General features: G+C 72.5%; 13 protein-coding genes and 2 pseudogenes. 12 read left to right on the top strand and 3 right to left on the bottom strand.

What is annotated here, in order from left to right; genetic code table 11:
• Positions 1 to 14: 14 nt before the first annotated feature.
• The gene (locus KQY30_RS14975; RefSeq protein ID WP_217307241.1) at positions 15 to 1,112 is read left to right on the top strand and encodes a hypothetical protein; all 1,098 of its coding nucleotides are present in this window, start codon (positions 15 to 17) and stop codon (positions 1,110 to 1,112) included.
• A gap of 189 nt (positions 1,113 to 1,301) precedes the next feature.
• Here the strand turns inward: KQY30_RS14975 and KQY30_RS14970 are convergent, their stop codons facing one another.
• A complete protein-coding gene (locus tag KQY30_RS14970; protein ID WP_217307240.1) occupies positions 1,302 to 2,453 on the bottom strand; it encodes an NADH-quinone oxidoreductase subunit D in 1,152 nt (383 codons plus the stop codon).
• 115 nt (positions 2,454 to 2,568) lie between these two features.
• Positions 2,569 to 3,554: pseudogene (locus KQY30_RS14965) on the bottom strand (SAM-dependent methyltransferase); the annotation flags it as partial.
• A gap of 161 nt (positions 3,555 to 3,715) precedes the next feature.
• Here KQY30_RS14965 and KQY30_RS14960 point away from each other — a divergent pair.
• The gene (locus KQY30_RS14960; RefSeq protein ID WP_217307239.1) at positions 3,716 to 4,915 is read left to right on the top strand and encodes a sensor histidine kinase; all 1,200 of its coding nucleotides are present in this window, start codon (positions 3,716 to 3,718) and stop codon (positions 4,913 to 4,915) included.
• An 81-nt stretch (positions 4,916 to 4,996) separates the two neighbouring features.
• Positions 4,997 to 5,668, top strand: coding sequence for a response regulator transcription factor (locus KQY30_RS14955; protein ID WP_217307238.1), 672 nt, complete (start codon positions 4,997 to 4,999; stop codon positions 5,666 to 5,668).
• A gap of 126 nt (positions 5,669 to 5,794) precedes the next feature.
• Here KQY30_RS14955 and KQY30_RS14950 read toward each other — a convergent pair whose 3' ends face one another.
• Positions 5,795 to 7,099, bottom strand: a complete 1,305-nt coding sequence (locus KQY30_RS14950; protein WP_217307237.1) for a low specificity L-threonine aldolase — start codon at positions 7,097 to 7,099, stop codon at positions 5,795 to 5,797.
• Positions 7,100 to 7,257: 158 nt separating this feature from the next.
• On the opposite strand from KQY30_RS14950, the gene KQY30_RS14945 reads away from it, so the two are divergent.
• The 9 genes and pseudogenes from KQY30_RS14945 (at position 7,258) to KQY30_RS14905 (ending at position 15,375) form a co-directional block, all read left to right on the top strand.
• Positions 7,258 to 8,211 carry a Rossmann-like and DUF2520 domain-containing protein gene (locus tag KQY30_RS14945; protein ID WP_217307236.1) on the top strand — a complete coding sequence of 318 codons (954 nt, stop codon included), beginning with the start codon at positions 7,258 to 7,260 and terminating at the stop codon, positions 8,209 to 8,211.
• Positions 8,208 to 9,233: a pantoate--beta-alanine ligase gene (gene panC / locus KQY30_RS14940; RefSeq protein ID WP_217307235.1), complete on the top strand. Its 1,026-nt coding sequence runs from the start codon at positions 8,208 to 8,210 to the stop codon at positions 9,231 to 9,233. The genes KQY30_RS14945 and panC overlap by 4 nt, the downstream gene beginning before the upstream one ends.
• Positions 9,230 to 11,047 (top strand): annotated as a pseudogene (locus KQY30_RS14935) (L-aspartate oxidase); the annotation flags it as partial. The gene panC and the pseudogene KQY30_RS14935, both read left to right, overlap by 4 nt.
• 119 nt (positions 11,048 to 11,166) lie before the next feature.
• Positions 11,167 to 12,192, top strand: coding sequence for a carboxylating nicotinate-nucleotide diphosphorylase (gene nadC, locus KQY30_RS14930; RefSeq protein WP_217307233.1), 1,026 nt, complete (start codon positions 11,167 to 11,169; stop codon positions 12,190 to 12,192).
• Positions 12,192 to 12,989, top strand: coding sequence for a type III pantothenate kinase (locus KQY30_RS14925; RefSeq protein ID WP_046508850.1), 798 nt, complete (start codon positions 12,192 to 12,194; stop codon positions 12,987 to 12,989). Before nadC ends, KQY30_RS14925 begins: the two co-directional genes overlap by 1 nt.
• 188 nt (positions 12,990 to 13,177) lie before the next feature.
• Positions 13,178 to 13,960 (top strand): hypothetical protein, encoded by a 783-nt coding sequence (locus KQY30_RS14920; RefSeq protein WP_217311067.1) that lies wholly within the window; start codon positions 13,178 to 13,180, stop codon positions 13,958 to 13,960.
• A 14-nt stretch (positions 13,961 to 13,974) separates the two neighbouring features.
• Positions 13,975 to 14,160: a hypothetical protein gene (locus KQY30_RS14915; protein ID WP_217307232.1), complete on the top strand. Its 186-nt coding sequence runs from the start codon at positions 13,975 to 13,977 to the stop codon at positions 14,158 to 14,160.
• A gap of 186 nt (positions 14,161 to 14,346) precedes the next feature.
• Positions 14,347 to 14,826: a BlaI/MecI/CopY family transcriptional regulator gene (locus tag KQY30_RS14910; RefSeq protein ID WP_254407132.1), complete on the top strand. Its 480-nt coding sequence runs from the start codon at positions 14,347 to 14,349 to the stop codon at positions 14,824 to 14,826.
• A 9-nt stretch (positions 14,827 to 14,835) separates the two neighbouring features.
• Positions 14,836 to 15,375, top strand: a complete 540-nt coding sequence (locus KQY30_RS14905) for an amino-acid N-acetyltransferase (protein WP_217307231.1) — start codon at positions 14,836 to 14,838, stop codon at positions 15,373 to 15,375.
• The last annotated feature ends 60 nt before the right edge of the window (positions 15,376 to 15,435 follow it).

Here is a 15,435-nt window from a genome sequence, read left to right as displayed (position 1 = left end):
GTAAATTTCAGGCCATGCCACGTGGACGCCACCGCCATTCCCCACCCCTCCACAAGCTTCTGCCGCCCTCGGCGGTCGCCGGAGCCGCGGTTCTCTGCGCCGCGGGCGCCTGGTTCTTCACGGAGCCCGTGGTGCTCCGCGGTCTGGTCGCGGCCACGGCGGTTGTCGCCGTCAGCGGCGCGGTCCTCATGCGTAGCTGGGACCGCGGCGCCGGCCGCCAGGTCGCCGAGCTGACCCGTGGCCGGGAGAGCGACCAGTGGCGGGCCGAGGAGCGTACGGCCGAGCTGGAGGCCGATGTCGAGGAGTCGCGTGAGCTGCGCCTCAAGCTGGAGGCCAAGCTGCGCGCCAAGCGGATCGAGCTGGCCGGGCTGCGCGGGGAGCACGCGGCGCTGCTGCGCCGGTACGCCACCGCGGAGACCGAGCGGGCCACCGCCCTGGAGGGGCGCCGTCAGCTCGCCATCGAGGCCTCGGCCGTGCCGAAGGCCCTGACGGCGGGCGGTTCGCCCACTTCGGCGGCGTATCTCAGCGCCGCGCGCGCCCTGGACGAGCTGTCCCGCAATGGCGCGGCCCAGCAGGCGAAGCAGTTGGTCGAGGCGGCTCGCGCACGCGATCTCGCCGAGCGGGCGGCGGAGACGGCCGCCGAGGCGGCGGAGCCGCAGGAGAAGCACGCGGCCGCGGGAGAGCAGCGCGGGGGAGACCAGCAGCACAGCCGCCCGTCGTCCGCCCTGCCCGCTCCCCGGGTGCCGGGGGCCTCGGCGATCGTTCCGTACGCCCCGCAGCGCCACCCGGTGCGGCGGCCCGAGGGCGGCTTCGACTTCTTCGGTACGCAGACCGGGCACGGCCACGGGCAGGCGCCGGCGCAGAGCGGCGGCCAGCACAAGAAGCCGGCGGCGGACGCGGAGTCCGCGGCCGAGCCGGAGGAGCCCGCCCCGGCCGCCGCCGAGTTGGAGCGGGCGGAGAGCGAGGACCTCGCCGATGTGGTGGGTGAGGAGGCACTCGCGGAGCGCCGCAGGACCGATGAGCGGGCCGTGGGCCAGGTCATCGATCTGACGGAGCACGACGAGACCGGGCCGGTCGGTGCGGAAGCGCTGCGCGACGCCGTCAGCACGTGAAAGCGGTCGGCGCCGGGCGGCGGTCCGCGCCCAGCGGCCCGGGGCCGCCGGGCGATCCGGTCGGCTCGCCCGCTGCCTGACCGCTGCGTGTCTGCGTGACCGTTACGTGTCTGGGTGAGTGTTACGTGTCTGCCTGAGCGCCGCTTGGCTGCTTGACGGGTGCTTGTTCGCTTGACGGCGGTGTGCCGGCTACTTGTCGATGTCGCCGACCACGAAGAAGAGCGAACCCAGGATCGCCACCATGTCCGCGACCTGCGTCCCGGGCAGCAGTTCGGTCAGCGCCTGGATGTTGTTGAACGAGGCCGAGCGGAGCTTCAGCCGGTACGGAGTCTTCTCGCCCTTCGAGACCAGGTAGTAGCCATTGATGCCGAGCGGGTTCTCGGTCCAGGCGTAAGTGTGTCCCTCGGGCGCCTTCAGCACCTTCGGCAGCCGCTGGTTGATCGGCCCGGGCAGCAGCTCCGCGATCCGGTCCAGACACGCGTCCGCCAGTTCCAACGCGTTGTGCGTCTGGTCCAGCAGACATTCGAAGCGGGCCAGACAGTCGCCGTCCTGGCGGGTGATCACCCTGAGGGTGTCCTGGAGTTCGCCGTACGCGAGATACGGCTCGTCCCTGCGCAGATCGAAATCGACCCCGGAGGCACGGGCGATCGGCCCGGACACCCCGTACGCGTGCACCGCCTCCCTTGACAGCACCCCGACCCCGCGGGTGCGGCCCCGGAAGATCTCGTTGCCGAGGACCAGCCGGTCGTACACGTCCATCCGCGAGCGGACCTCCGCGACCGCGTGCCTGGCCCGGCCGAGCCACCCCGCGGGCAGGTCCTCCTTGAGGCCGCCGACCCGGTTGAACATGTAGTGCATCCGGCCGCCGGAGACCTCCTCCATCACGGCCTGGAGTTCCTCGCGCTCCCGGAAGGCATAGAACACCGGGGTGATACCGCCCAGTTCGAGAGGGTATGAGCCGATGAACATCAGGTGGTTCAGTACGCGGTTCAGTTCGGCCAGCAGGGTCCTGGTCCAGACGGCGCGCTCGGGCACCTCCATGCCGAGCATCCGCTCGACGGCCATCACCACGCCCAGCTCGTTGGAGAACGCCGAGAGCCAGTCGTGGCGGTTGGCGAGCACCACGACCTGCCGGTAGTCGCGCGCCTCGAAGAGCTTCTCCGCACCCCGGTGCATATAGCCGATGACCGGCTCCGCGCTGCGGATCACCTCGCCGTCCAGCACCAGGCGGAGGCGGAGCACACCGTGGGTGGAGGGGTGCTGCGGCCCGATGTTGAGCACCATGTCGGTGCTCTCCGCGGCGCCGCCGATGCCGACCGTCGTCCGGGTGGTCTCCGTCATGGGCGACAGTCTCTCAGAGGCCGGCTGGGGACTGCCCTAGCGGTGCTGGGGCCCAGCGGTGCTGAGGCCTTGGGGTGCTGGGGCCTGGAGCCCGGCGCTGAGCCCGGTCTCCGGATCAGGCTCCGAGGTCCGGTGGTTCGATGCCGACGGGCTGCATCAGCCAGCCGAAGTCGCCGAGACCGCCGCGCGCGGTCAGCTCCGCCGCCTCGCCGGCCGCCGAGAGCGCCCGTACATATGCCGCCGGGTCGGCGGTGGCCAGGGACAGCGGCGGACGCGAACCGTTCACTCCGAGTGCGCCCAGCGCCTCGCGCTGGCTGAGCAGTACGGCGCCGGGCAGCGCGCAGGCGTCCAGTGCCACATGGGCGGTGAGGTCGCAGCTCCCGTCCGGTACGGGGGGCACCTCGCGGCCCGCGCGGAAGCCGGTCAGCGTACCGAAGGGCGGCCGGGCGTCCCGTACATGCGCGTAGTCCACGGCCACCGCGAGCCCCCGCTCCAGTGTGGCGACGGCCGCCGCCCACGCCTCGTCGCGCGGCCGGCCGATCTCCGCCCGGCTGCCCGGCCCGGCCTCCGGCCACCAGCGGGCGAGCCACTCCGCGTCCGGCCCGTCGACCGGTTCGCCCGGCTCCTCGGAGCCGTCCGGTCGTACCAGGACATACCGCACGGTTCCATCCGTGCCGGTCTCCGTGATGTCGACGGGGACGTTGTCCAGCCATTCATTGGCGAAGACCAGCCCGCTGACTCCGGGCGGCGGCTCGGCGCACCACTCGATCCGCGGATCCAGCCCCGGGGGCGCGGGGCGCGCTCGACGGCGTACGGCCGGACCGCGAGCCCTTCCGTGCGTACGCCGGGGAGTCCCTCCATGAGTACGCCGGGGAGCGCGGCCAGGATTCCGGTCAGCAGTTCGCCGCGGCCCGCGCCGATGTCCACCAGCGCCACCTCGTCCGTACCGAGCCGCCCGGCGGTCGCGGCGAGCAGCCGGGCGACGGCGGTGGCGAACAGCGGGGAGGCGTGCACCGAGGTACGGAAATGCCCGGCGGGACCCTCGGGCCGCAGGTAGAAGCCCCCGGGACCGTAGAGCGCGGCCTCGGCCGCCGTGCGCCAGCGCTCGGGCCGTGGCCCGTTCCGGACCCCCGGATCGTCCGCGGCCCGCCTGTCTCATCCGTCACGGAGCCAAGTCTCCACCTTGGGGAGTACGCTTCCGCCGACCGGATCGACCCTCCGGTTGACCCTTCCGTCGTCTCCATTTACCTACGCTGGGTTACGTGCAGCGCTTCTACGACTTTCTCCGCAGACACCCGACGGGCGTCGACAGCTTCTGGGCTGTCCTGCTCTTCGGGTTCTCTCTGCTGTGGGCGGTCCAGCAGACCTCGGGGGTGGGGCCGCGCCTGGTGGCCATCCCGACGGTCGCGCTGCTCAGCCTCGCCGTGGCGCTGCGCCGCCGGGCGCCGGAGAAGACGCTGGTCCTGGTGCTGGCGCTGGGGGTCGTGCAGGTCGCGCTCGATGTGCCGGTCAACCCGGCGGACTTCGCGATGCTGGTGGCCATCTACACCGTCGCGGCGCAGGGCGGACCGCGCTGGGCCTCCCAACTCGGGCTGATCGGCGGGCTGCTGGCCGCTCCGATCTCCCAGGTGCGCTGGCCCCAGGAGGAGTCCAGCATCGCGGGGCGGGTCGTCGTCTCCGTGATCATGGGCGTGCCGTTCGCCCTCGCCTGGGTGCTGGGGGACTCCTTCCGTACCCGCCGCGCCTACTTCGACCAGCTTGAGGAGCGCGCCACCCGGCTGGAGAAGGAGCGCGAGGCGCAGGCCAAGGTGGCGGTGGCCGCCGAGCGCGCCCGGATCGCGCGTGAGCTGCACGATGTCGTCGCGCACAATGTCTCGGTGATGGTGGTCCAGGCGGACGGCGCGGCCTATGTGCTGGACGCGGCGCCCGACCAGGCGAAAGAGGCCCTGGAGACGATTTCGAGCACCGGCCGGCAGGCGCTGGCGGAGATGCGCAGGCTGCTCGGGGTGCTGCGGACCGGCGACGCCAAGGAGAGCGGCGAGTACGTGCCGCAGCCCGATGTCGGGCAGATCGAGGAACTGGTCGAGAAGGTACGGGGCGCCGGCCTCCGCGTCGACTTCAAGATTGAGGGCACTCCGCGGCCGCTGCCCAGCGGGGTGGAGCTGACCGCGTACCGCATCGTGCAGGAGGCCCTCACCAACAGCCGCAAGCACGGCGGCCCGGATGTCGGCGCCAGCGTGCGTCTGGTCTACTTCGACGACGGGCTCGGGCTGCTCGTCGAGGACGACGGCCGGGGCGCGGCGCACGAACTGTACGAGGACGGCGGTGCCGACGGGCGCGGTCACGGTCTGATCGGTATGCGCGAGCGGGTCGGGATGGTGGGCGGCACGCTGGACGCCGGTCCGCGGCCGGGCGGCGGCTTCCGGATCAGCGCGCTGCTCCCGCTGAAACCCGCGCACTAGCTTCCGGGGACCGGGAGGGGCACCGGGCCCGGCCCTCACCGACAAGGAACCCGCAGCCTTCACCGATTAAGGAACCCGCAGATGACGATCCGTGTGATGCTCGTCGACGACCAGGTCCTGCTGCGTACCGGCTTCCGTATGGTGCTGGCCGCGCAGCCGGACATGGAGGTGGTCGCGGAGGCCGGGGACGGCGCGGAGGCGATCGAGAACCTCCGCTCCGTGACCGTGGACGTCGTGTTGATGGACGTCCGGATGCCCCGGCTCGACGGCGTCGAGGCGACCCGCCGCATCTGCGCGGAACCGGGTGCGCCGAAGGTGCTCATCCTGACCACCTTCGATCTCGACGAGTACGCCTTCTCCGGGCTCAAGGCCGGGGCGAGCGGCTTCATGCTGAAGGACGTGCCGCCCGGCGAGCTGCTCAGCGCGATCCGCTCGGTGCACAGCGGGGACGCGGTGGTCGCCCCGTCCACGACCCGGCGCCTGCTCGACCGCTTCTCGCCGATGCTCCCGACGAGCACGAAGCCGCGCAACAAGGAGCTGGACCGGCTCACCGACCGCGAGCGCGAGGTGATGCTGCTGGTCGCGCAGGGGCTGTCGAACGGCGAGATCGCGGGGCGGCTGGTGCTGTCGGAAGCGACGGTGAAGACGCATGTGGGCCGGATCCTGACGAAGCTGGGGCTGCGGGACCGGGTGCAGGTGGTGGTACTGGCGTACGAGTCGGGCCTGGTCCGAGCGGGGTCGCCTCCCGGCTAGGTCCTGGGCGGTCGTGGTGCCGGGCGGGTTGTTTCCGCCGGGCCCGCCCGGGGTGCCGGTTCGTCCTCAATCGCCGGACGGGCTGAATTTCGTACCCCGCAAGCCGACGGGACCCGCCCGCACGGCCTACGCGGACGCTGCCGCCTCCTCCCTCACCCGCGTCATGAACTCCCCCGCCGCCTTCCGTACGTCCTCCGCCGTCCACTCCAGCCCCGGTTCCGTCACCGTGATCTCCGTGAAGGAGACGCCCGGCGGGCCCGATCGTGGCGCCGACCAGACGCGGAAGAGCGACGTCTTCGTTTCCTCCGCCTGCCGGACCGACGCCTCGTTCAGGACCTCCGGGGCGTACGGAAGCCAGACCTGGAACTGGTGGGTGTGCGGGGGCCGCGGGTGTACGCGGGACCACGGCGCCGCCGACTCCGCGAACCCCTCCGCCAGCGCCGCCGCGACGACGCGCGCGTGTGCGACGTACGACGGCAGCCGCGGCAGCTCGCGCTCAAGACCCAGCAGCGCCGACAGCGCCGCCGGGAACTGCTGGAAGAGCTGCCCGCCGTAACGGTGGCGCCAGACCCGCGCCTCCTCCACCAGCTCCTCCGGCCCCGCCAGCGCCGCGCCGGACAGCCCGTCCAGCGACTTGTAGAAGGACACGTACACACTGTCCGCGAGCCCGGCGATCTCCGCCCGCGTGCGCCCGAAGTGCGGTTCGCACTCCCACAGACGCGCGCCGTCGAAGTGCACCACCGCGTCCCGCTCGCGCGCCGCGTCCACCACCGCGACCAGCTCGTCCCAGGACGGCAGGACGAACCCCGCGTCCCGCAGCGGCAGTTCCAGCATCAGCGTGCCGAAGGGGTCGGCCAGGCCCCGGACCTCCTCGGCGGTCGGCAGCCTCGGCTCGGTGGTCGGATGGACCGTACGCAGCCCGCTGACGGCCGACAGCGCGCCGCCCTCGTGGACCTCGGGGTGCGCGAGGGGATGCAGCGCCACCGTCGCGTTGCCCGTACGCCCCGCCCAGCACCGGAGCGCCACCTGCTGCGCCATCGTGCCCGTCGGGAAGAAGGCCGCCGCGGGGAAGCCGAGCAGTGAGGCGACCCGCCGCTCCAGCTCGGCGACGATCCCGTTCCCGTACAGATCGGACCATTCGTCCAGGTCGTACACCGACTCCGCGTCCGCCGCGAGCGCGGCCAGCCGCTCGCCCAGCCGCTGGTTCACCCCGGGCCGCGTCAGTATGCGCTCGGCCGCGGCCCATGCGGCCAGCCTGCGCCGCCGGGCCGCGTCGTCGGTCTTCCCGTCCTTCCCGTCCCGCTGGTCCCGCCCGTCCTTCCCGTTCTTTTCGTTCGCCGCTCCGTCCGTGCTCCCGGACGTCTCGGCACTATCCTCGCGGGCCCGATCGGCCCGGCCGGCCTGCTTGTCCTCTTCGTTCGTCTTTCCCATGGCCCGATCATGTCCCACCCGTCGCCCGCCGCGCACAGCCTGTGGACAACCAAGTGCCGAGGCCCTGTGGACAACTGACTGGCGGGCCCGGACGCTGGCGTAGCATGGCGAGAAATCGTCCGGTACCCCTCGCGGACTGGAACGGAAGGCCCCGCCGCGTGAATCCCACTGCACAGGAATCCCTGGACCCCCGGGACCGCCCGGCCCGGCTCACCGTCGGTGTGGTGGGAGCGGGCCGCGTCGGCCCGGCGCTCGCCGCGTCCCTCCGCCTCGCCGGGCACCGCCCGGTCGCCGTCTCCGGGGTCTCCGACGCGTCCCGGCGGCGGGCGGCCGCGCTGCTCCCCGACGTTCCGGTGGTCACCCCCGCCGAGGTGCTCGCCCGCGCCGAGCTGGTCCTGCTGACCGTTCCGGACGACGCGCTGCCGGGTCTGGTGGAGGGGCTCGCCGAGACCGGTGCCGTACGGCCCGGACAGCTCCTCGTACACACCTCGGGGCGGTACGGCGCCAGGGTCCTGGACCCCGCCCTGCGCGCCGGTGCCCTGCCGCTCGCCCTGCACCCCGTCATGACCTTCACCGGCTCCTCGGTGGACGTCCAGCGGCTGGCCGGCTGCTCCTTCGGCGTCACCGCCCCCGAGGAGCTGCGCCTCGCCGCCGAGGCACTGGTCATCGAGATGGGCGGCGAGCCCGAGTGGGTCGCCGAGGAGTCCCGCCCGCTCTACCACGCGGCGCTCGCGCTGGGGGCGAACCACCTGGTCACGCTGGTGGCACAGTCGATGGAGCTGCTCCGCACGGCCGGGGTGTCCGCCCCCGACCGGATGCTGGGCCCCCTCCTGGGCGCCGCCCTGGACAACGCCCTGCGTTCCGGCGACGCCGCCCTGACCGGACCGGTCGCGCGCGGTGACGCGGGCACGGTCGCCGCGCATGTCGCCGAGCTGCGCACCCACGCGCCGGGCGCCGTCGCCGGATATCTGGCGATGGCCCGTACGACCGCGGACCGCGCGCTGGCGCACGGGCTGCTCAAGGCCGAGCTGGCGGAAGACCTCCTGGATGTCCTCGCTGACGGGGACGCCCTCGGAGATCCCCGGGGCGGCGGCAGCGGGGGCGCCCGATGAGCCTCGTCCTCGCCTCCACCGTCGCGGAGCTGGACCGCGTGCTGGACGGGCACACGGGCGGCGGCCCCACCGCCGTCGTGATGACCATGGGCGCGCTGCACGAAGGCCACGCCAGTCTCGTACGGGCCGCCCGCGCCCATGCCGGCCGCACCGGTCTGGTCGTGGTCACCGTCTTCGTCAATCCGCTCCAGTTCGGCGCGGGGGAGGATCTCGACCGGTATCCGCGCACCCTCGAAGCCGATCTGAAGACCGCGGAGGCGGCCGGCGCCGACGCCGTGTTCGCCCCGGCCGCCGACGAGGTCTATCCCGGCGGCGCCCCCCAGGTCACCATCTCCGCGGGCCCCATGGGCGAGCGCCTCGAAGGCGCCTCGCGCCCCGGCCACTTCGACGGCATGCTGACCGTCGTCGCCAAACTCCTCCATCTCACCCGGCCCGATGCCGCCTTCTTCGGCCGCAAGGACGCCCAGCAGCTCGCCCTGATCCGCAGAATGGCCCGCGATCTGAACTTCCGGGCCGAGATCATCGGCGTACCGACCGTCCGGGAAGAGGACGGTCTCGCGCTCTCCAGCCGCAACCGCTATCTCTCCCGGACCGAGCGCCGTACCGCCCTCGCGCTCTCCGGCGCCCTCTTCGCCGCGCGCGACCGCCTCGCGGCGCTGCACGCCCTGCGCGCCCGCGCCGAGTCCGCCCCCGCACCGGGTGCCCGCGCGGCCGCGCTCTCCGCGCTCGGCGAGGCCCGCCTCGCGGCCGACGCCCACGCGGTGGCCGTCGCGGGGACCCCGGCCGCGCGGGCCCGTCCCTGCGGGCCCGATGCCGTACGGGCAGCGGCCCGCGCCGTACTGGACGAGGCGGCCCGCTCCATGCCGCCCCTCGCCCTCGACTATCTGGCCCTCGTCGATCCCGCCGATTTCACGGAGGTCCCCGACGACCACACCGGCGAGGCGATCCTCGCCGTCGCCGCCCGCGTCGGCGGCACACGGCTGATAGACAACATCCCTCTGACCTTCGGAGCGTCCCAGTGACCGGAACCGGAATACGGCTGACCGCCCCCGCACCCGGCTGGGCCATCGACGCCGATGTCGTCGTGGTCGGCTCCGGCGTCGCCGGTCTCACCGCGGCCCTGCGCTGCACCGCCGCCGGGCTCCGTACGGTCGTGGTCACCAAGGCCAGGCTCGACGACGGCTCCACCCGCTGGGCCCAGGGCGGCATAGCGGCGGCGCTCGGCGAGGGCGACACCCCCGCGCAGCATCTCGAAGACACTCTCGTCGCGGGCGCCGGCCTCTGCGACGAGGAGGCCGTCCGTACCCTCGTCACCGAGGGCCCCGCGGCCGTACGGCGACTGATCGGCACCGGCGCCCACTTCGACACCCATGCCACCGGCGAGCTCCAGCTCACCCGCGAGGGCGGCCACCACCGCCGCCGGATCGCCCACGCGGGAGGCGACGCGACCGGCGCCGAGATCTCGCGAGCCCTGGTCGAAGCGGTACGGGACGCGGCCCTCCGTACCATCGAGAACGCCCTGGTCCTCGATCTGCTGACGGACGATCAGGGCCGTACGTCCGGTGTCACCCTCCATGTCATGGGCGAGGGCCAGCACGACGGCGTCGGCGCGGTCCACGCCCCCGCGGTGGTGCTGGCCACCGGTGGCATGGGCCAGGTCTTCTCCGCCACGACCAACCCCGCCGTCTCCACGGGCGACGGGGTGGCGCTGGCGCTGCGCGCGGGCGCGGAGATCTCGGACGTGGAATTCGTCCAGTTCCACCCCACGGTGCTGTTCCTCGGCGCGGGCTCCGAGGGCCAGCAGCCCCTGGTCTCCGAGGCGGTACGGGGAGAGGGCGCCCATCTCGTCGACGCCGACGGCATACGGTTCATGCTCGACCAGCACGAGCTGGCCGAGCTGGCGCCCCGCGACATCGTCGCCAAGGCCATCACCCGCAGAATGCGCGAGCAGGGCGTCACGCACATGTATCTGGACGCCAGGCACTTCGGCGCGGAGATGTGGGAGACCCGCTTCCCCACCATCCTGGCCGCCTGCCGTGCCCATGGGATCGACCCGGTCACGGAGCCGATACCGGTGGCGCCCGCCGCGCACTACGCGTCGGGCGGTGTCCGTACGGATCTGCGCGGACGGACCACGGTGCCGGGGCTGTACGCGTGCGGCGAGGTCGCCTGTACGGGAGTGCACGGCGCGAACCGGCTGGCCTCCAACTCCCTGCTGGAAGGCCTGGTCTTCGCGGAACGGATCGCGGCGGACATCGCGGCGGATGCCGGTCCCGCGTCCTGGCGGTCCGGCGCGGTGGTCCCGGCCGAGCCCGCCGCCACCAGCCTGGTGCCGCTGATCACACCCGAGGCACGGACCGGAATCCAGCGCATCATGTCCGAGGGCGCGGGCGTGCTCAGGTCGGCCGCGAGCCTGGCGGCCGCCGCCGAAGCCCTGGAGACCACCTTCCAGCGCGCGCTCAGGGAAACCCCCGGAACTGCCGCGACCGGCTCCGGAAACGACTCAGCGAACGACTCCGCGAACGGCTCCGGAAGCGGCTCGGAACGCGGCTCCGGAAGCGTCGGAAACGCCTCCGCGCGTGCCTTCCCGGATGCCCTCGCCGATGCCTCCGGAAACGGCGAGGACGGCCCGGACGACGGTTTCGGCAAGCCCGCCGTGCCCGGTGTCGAGTCCTGGGAGACCTCCAACCTCCTCTGTGTCGCCCGCGTCCTGGTCGCCGCCGCGCGGGAGCGCGAGGAGACCCGGGGCTGCCACTGGCGCGAGGACCGGCCCGAGCGGAACGACACCGACTGGCGCCGCCATCTCGTCGTACGCCTGCTGCCCGACCGCAGCCTGGCGCTCCACCGCACCGAGTCGGCCGCCTTCCCGCCGGTCGGCCCCGGACTGCCCCGCTCCGTACGCCCCGTAGCCCCCGCACCCCACATCCCGCCGACGCCCCCAGGGAGCCATACACCGTGAGCACGCCCGAAGACAGTCCACGCCCCGAGCCCGTGGACGTACCGCTGATCCAGATCGGCGCCCCGGCCGCCGCCACTGGCGGCTGCGGCGACGGCTGCGGCTGCTCCGCCGACGAGGCCTTCGACCTGGAATGCGGCCTCGACCCCGCCCTCGCCCAGTTGCTCGTCGACGCCGGACTCGACCCCGTACAGGTCGAGGACATCGCGCATGTGGCCATCGAGGAGGATCTCGACCACGGCGCTGACGTGACGACCGTCGCGACCGTCCCCGAGGACGCCGTCGCCACCGCCGACTTCACCGCGCGCCAGAGCGGTACGGTGGCCGGACTGCACATCGCCGAGGCCGTCCTGTCCGTCGTCTGTACGGAGGAGTTCGCCGTGGAGCGGCACGCCGCGGACGGCGACCGCGTCGAGGCCGGACAGAAGCTGCTCAGCGTCACCACGCGCGTCCGCGATCTGCTCACCGCCGAACGCAGCGCGCTCAATCTCCTGTGCCGGCTGTCCGGTATCGCGACCGCCACCCGCGCATGGGCGGACGCGCTCGAAGGCACCGGGGCCAAGGTCCGTGACACCCGCAAGACCACGCCGGGGCTGCGCGCGCTGGAGAAGTACGCGGTGCGGTGCGGCGGCGGTGTCAACCACCGGATGTCGCTGTCCGACGCGGCCCTCGTCAAGGACAACCATGTGGTCGCGGCGGGCGGGGTCGCCGAGGCGTTCAAGGCCGTACGGAACCACTTCCCCGACGTACCGATCGAGGTCGAGGCCGACACGCTCGACCAGGTGCGCGAGGTCCTGGACGCGGGCGCCGATCTGATCCTGCTGGACAACTTCACGCCCGAGGAGACCGCCGAGGCGGTCGCCGTCGTCGCCGGCCGCGCGCTCCTGGAGTCCTCCGGGCGGCTCTCCCTCGACAACGCGCGGGCCTACGCCGAGACGGGCGTCGACTTCCTCGCGGTCGGCGCGCTCACCCACTCCTCCCCGATCCTGGACATCGGCCTCGACCTGCGAGAGGCCGGCGCCTGATGCTCCTGACGATCGACGTCGGCAACACCCATACCGTGCTCGGTCTGTTCGACGGCGAGGAGATCGTCGAGCACTGGCGCATCTCCACGGACGCGCGCCGCACGGCCGACGAACTCGCCGTACTGCTCCAGGGCCTGATGGGCATGCACCCGCTGCTCGGCGAGGAACTGGGCGACGGGATCGAGGGCATCGCGATCTGTTCGACGGTGCCGTCCGTGCTGCACGAACTGCGTGAGGTGACCCGCCGCTACTACGGGGATGTCCCGGCGGTCCTCGTGGAGCCGGGCATCAAGACGGGCGTACCGATCCTGGTGGACAACCCCAAGGAGGTCGGCGCGGACCGCATCATCAACGCGGTCGCGGCGGTCGAGCTGTACGGGGGCCCGGCCATCGTCGTCGACTTCGGTACGGCGACGACCTTCGACGCGGTGAGCGCGCGGGGCGAGTACGCGGGCGGTGTGATCGCCCCGGGCATCGAGATCTCGGTCGAGGCGCTCGGTATCAGGGGCGCCCAGCTTCGCAAGATCGAAATCGCCAGGCCGCGCAGTGTGATCGGCAAGAACACGGTCGAGGCGATGCAGTCGGGCATCCTGTACGGCTTCGCGGGCCAGGTCGACGGCGTGGTCCGGCGGATGGCCCGTGAGCTGGCGGAGGACCCGGGCGAGGTGACGGTCCTCGCGACGGGCGGCCTGGCCCCGATGGTCCTCGGCGAGGCCTCGGTGATCGACGAACACGAGCCCTGGCTGACCTTGATCGGCCTGCGCCTGGTCTACGAACGGAATGTCTCCCGCATGTAGCCGACGCGGGGCCCGCGCCCCGTCCGGCCGGGCCCGGCGCCGCACCGTGGCGCCGGGCCTCCGCGCGCCGCCCACCCCGGTCCCCCGTTCGGCGGGTGGGCCGCGCCCGAGGGGAGGTGTTAAGCGGATTTTGTCCTTTTGGCGCGTAGTGTCGCCGCATGCCCACGCCATACGGATCCCGCGGCGGCATGGCGTTCGGTGCGGAGGAGCTGCGTGTGCTCCGACGTGCCCTTGCCGTCGCCCTTCATCCCGTCCCGCTGCCGAACGAGGACGTACGGGCCTGTCTCCGGCTCGCCGAGTCCGTGGACGAGGCGGTACGGGAGGCCGGGCGGCTGCGGGACTTTCTGATGGCCGACCTCGTCCGGTACCGGCAGGCGCTCCCCGGGTCCCTCACCGGCTATCTGGAACTGCTCCAGGAGGCCCTGGCCGCCGGCTATGTCCCGCTGCCCGACGATCTCACGGCGCTGCGCGCCCTTCGCGGCAATCCGGCCGCCGCGGCCCTGCTCGACCGCTGCCAGGCGCTGGCCGAGCGGTCCGTACGGGCCCGTCTCGCCGCCCGCGTCACCGCCGCCGCCCCCGTCGGGCCCGCGGTCACGGCGGCCCCCGCGCCCCGCACCAGGCTCCGCGCGCTCCCCGGCGGCCTCTCGGCCGACGCCGACAGCGACGCGAACACCGGCGGGAACACCGGCTCCGGTTCCGGGCCGGACTCCGGATCGGACTCCGGCTCGGATTCGAACTCAGGGTCCGGCGAACCGGCACAGCCCAAGGAGCCCGACAGGAAACCGGACGAGAAACCCGGCAAGGAGCCCGACAAGGAGTCCGGCAAAGAACCCGCCGAGCCGGCGAAGCCGCCCCGGAAACCGGGCCCGCCCCAGCGCCCCGCGCCCGGCAAGCCGATGCCCAAGCCGTCCGAGGTGTTCCCGCCGCGCCGCCGCCCGGCGCCCCCGCCGGAGAAGCTGGCCGTCGGATAGCTACGCTGGACGCCATGGACTACGTATCCGCGCTCGTACCTCCCGTGGTGATGGCCGCCTTCTTCATCGGCCTCGTCGTGACGATCGTCAAGAGCCAGGGCGGCCCCAACAAGGCCAAGGAGGACGCCGCGGTCGACGCGGCCCTCGCCCGCGCGGAGGCCCAGTCGCAGGACCGTACCCCCGGCACCGGCAACGCCTGACCGCCGGACACCGCACCCGGCGGCATCCCGCGGCACCCCGCGCACGCACCCCGGGCGCTTAGCGCGACCCCGGCCGCCGCGGCGCGTATTCACCGTATGACCAGGACGTACGACTGATTCCCGTCGTACGTCCTTTTTGTTCCGTCAATAACCGGCCATTCGGACATCTCGCACTATGGTGAAGAGGTGCCCCGCCAATTGGGAGACCTGGAAGACGCCGTCATGACACGCGTCTGGCAATGGAACCGGCCGGTCACCGTCCGGGAAGTCCTCGAAGACCTTCAGCGGGAACGGTCCATCGCCTACACCACCGTCATGACGGTAATGGACAATCTCCATCAGAAGGGCTGGGTGCGCAGGGAAGTCGAGGGCCGCGCCTATCGATATACGGCGGTCTCCACCCGCGCCGCCTACGCCGCGGCCCTGATGAACGAAGCCTGGTCGAAGAGCGACAACCCCGCCGCCGCCCTCGTCGCCTTCTTCGGGATGATGTCGCCCGAGCAGCGCGAAGCACTTCAGGACGCCGTCCGTATGGTGCGCGTCGACCGCACGGAAGGCGAACGCCAGGAAGCCGCAGGGCCACCGGAGGAAGCCGAACCGGAAGCCCCGCGGGCCGAAGGCGCCGGGCTGCGGGGCGCCGATCGCCCCCCGGAGGCGGGGCGATAGCGTCCCGGCATGCGCTCAGCCCTTCCGCTTCCCAATGCCGAAGCAAATGCCATCACCGTCCGGCGGGCCAGGACCAGGGATGTACCGGCTGTCCGCCGTCTCGTCGACCCTTACGTGAGCGAAGGCATCCTGCTCGACAAAGCGCCCGTGACGCTTTACGAGGACATCCAGGAGTTCTGGGTCGCGGAACGCGACGGGGACGCCAGTGTCATCGGCTGTGGTGCCTTGCACGTGATGTGGGAAGACCTCGCCGAAGTACGCACACTCGCCGTGGATCCCGTGGTCAGGGGTGCCGGAGTGGGGCATCAACTGCTTGACAAGCTGCTGGAGACCGCCCGCTGGCTCGGAGTGCGCCGGGTATTCTGCCTGACCTTCGAAGTCGAGTTCTTCGCGAAGCGCGGCTTCGTGGAGATCGGAGAGACGCCGGTCGACGGAGATGTCTACCGAGAGCTGCTGCGTTCCTATGACGAGGGTGTTGCGGAGTTCCTCGGTCTCGAACGGGTGAAGCCGAACACCTTGGGCAACAGCCGGATGCTTCTGCACCTGTGATCGCCCGACTCAGCCGGATCCCTATGTCCGAATCGCGCACGTTTCCCGTGTTCTCGCGCT

It is taken from the genome of Streptomyces sp. GMY02, assembly GCF_019056675.1.
GTDB classification, from domain to species: domain Bacteria; phylum Actinomycetota; class Actinomycetes; order Streptomycetales; family Streptomycetaceae; genus Streptomyces; species Streptomyces odonnellii.
This window is presented reverse-complemented; position numbering and strand designations above follow the sequence as displayed.

Bases quoted from the DNA above. Each gene is read 5' to 3' on its own strand.
- KQY30_RS14920 (WP_217311067.1), top strand. From the start codon at position 13,178: ATGGCGTTCGGTGCGGAGGAGCTGCGTGTGCTCCGACGTGCCCTTGCC.
- KQY30_RS14950 (WP_217307237.1), bottom strand. From the start codon at position 7,099: ATGGGAAAGACGAACGAAGAGGACAAGCAGGCCGGCCGGGCCGATCGG.
- KQY30_RS14970 (WP_217307240.1), bottom strand. From the start codon at position 2,453: ATGACGGAGACCACCCGGACGACGGTCGGCATCGGCGGCGCCGCGGAG.
- panC (WP_217307235.1), top strand. From the start codon at position 8,208: ATGAGCCTCGTCCTCGCCTCCACCGTCGCGGAGCTGGACCGCGTGCTG.
- KQY30_RS14905 (WP_217307231.1), top strand. From the start codon at position 14,836: ATGCGCTCAGCCCTTCCGCTTCCCAATGCCGAAGCAAATGCCATCACC.
- KQY30_RS14925 (WP_046508850.1), top strand. From the start codon at position 12,192: ATGCTCCTGACGATCGACGTCGGCAACACCCATACCGTGCTCGGTCTG.
- KQY30_RS14955 (WP_217307238.1), top strand. From the start codon at position 4,997: ATGACGATCCGTGTGATGCTCGTCGACGACCAGGTCCTGCTGCGTACC.
- KQY30_RS14975 (WP_217307241.1), top strand. From the start codon at position 15: ATGCCACGTGGACGCCACCGCCATTCCCCACCCCTCCACAAGCTTCTG.
- KQY30_RS14915 (WP_217307232.1), top strand. From the start codon at position 13,975: ATGGACTACGTATCCGCGCTCGTACCTCCCGTGGTGATGGCCGCCTTC.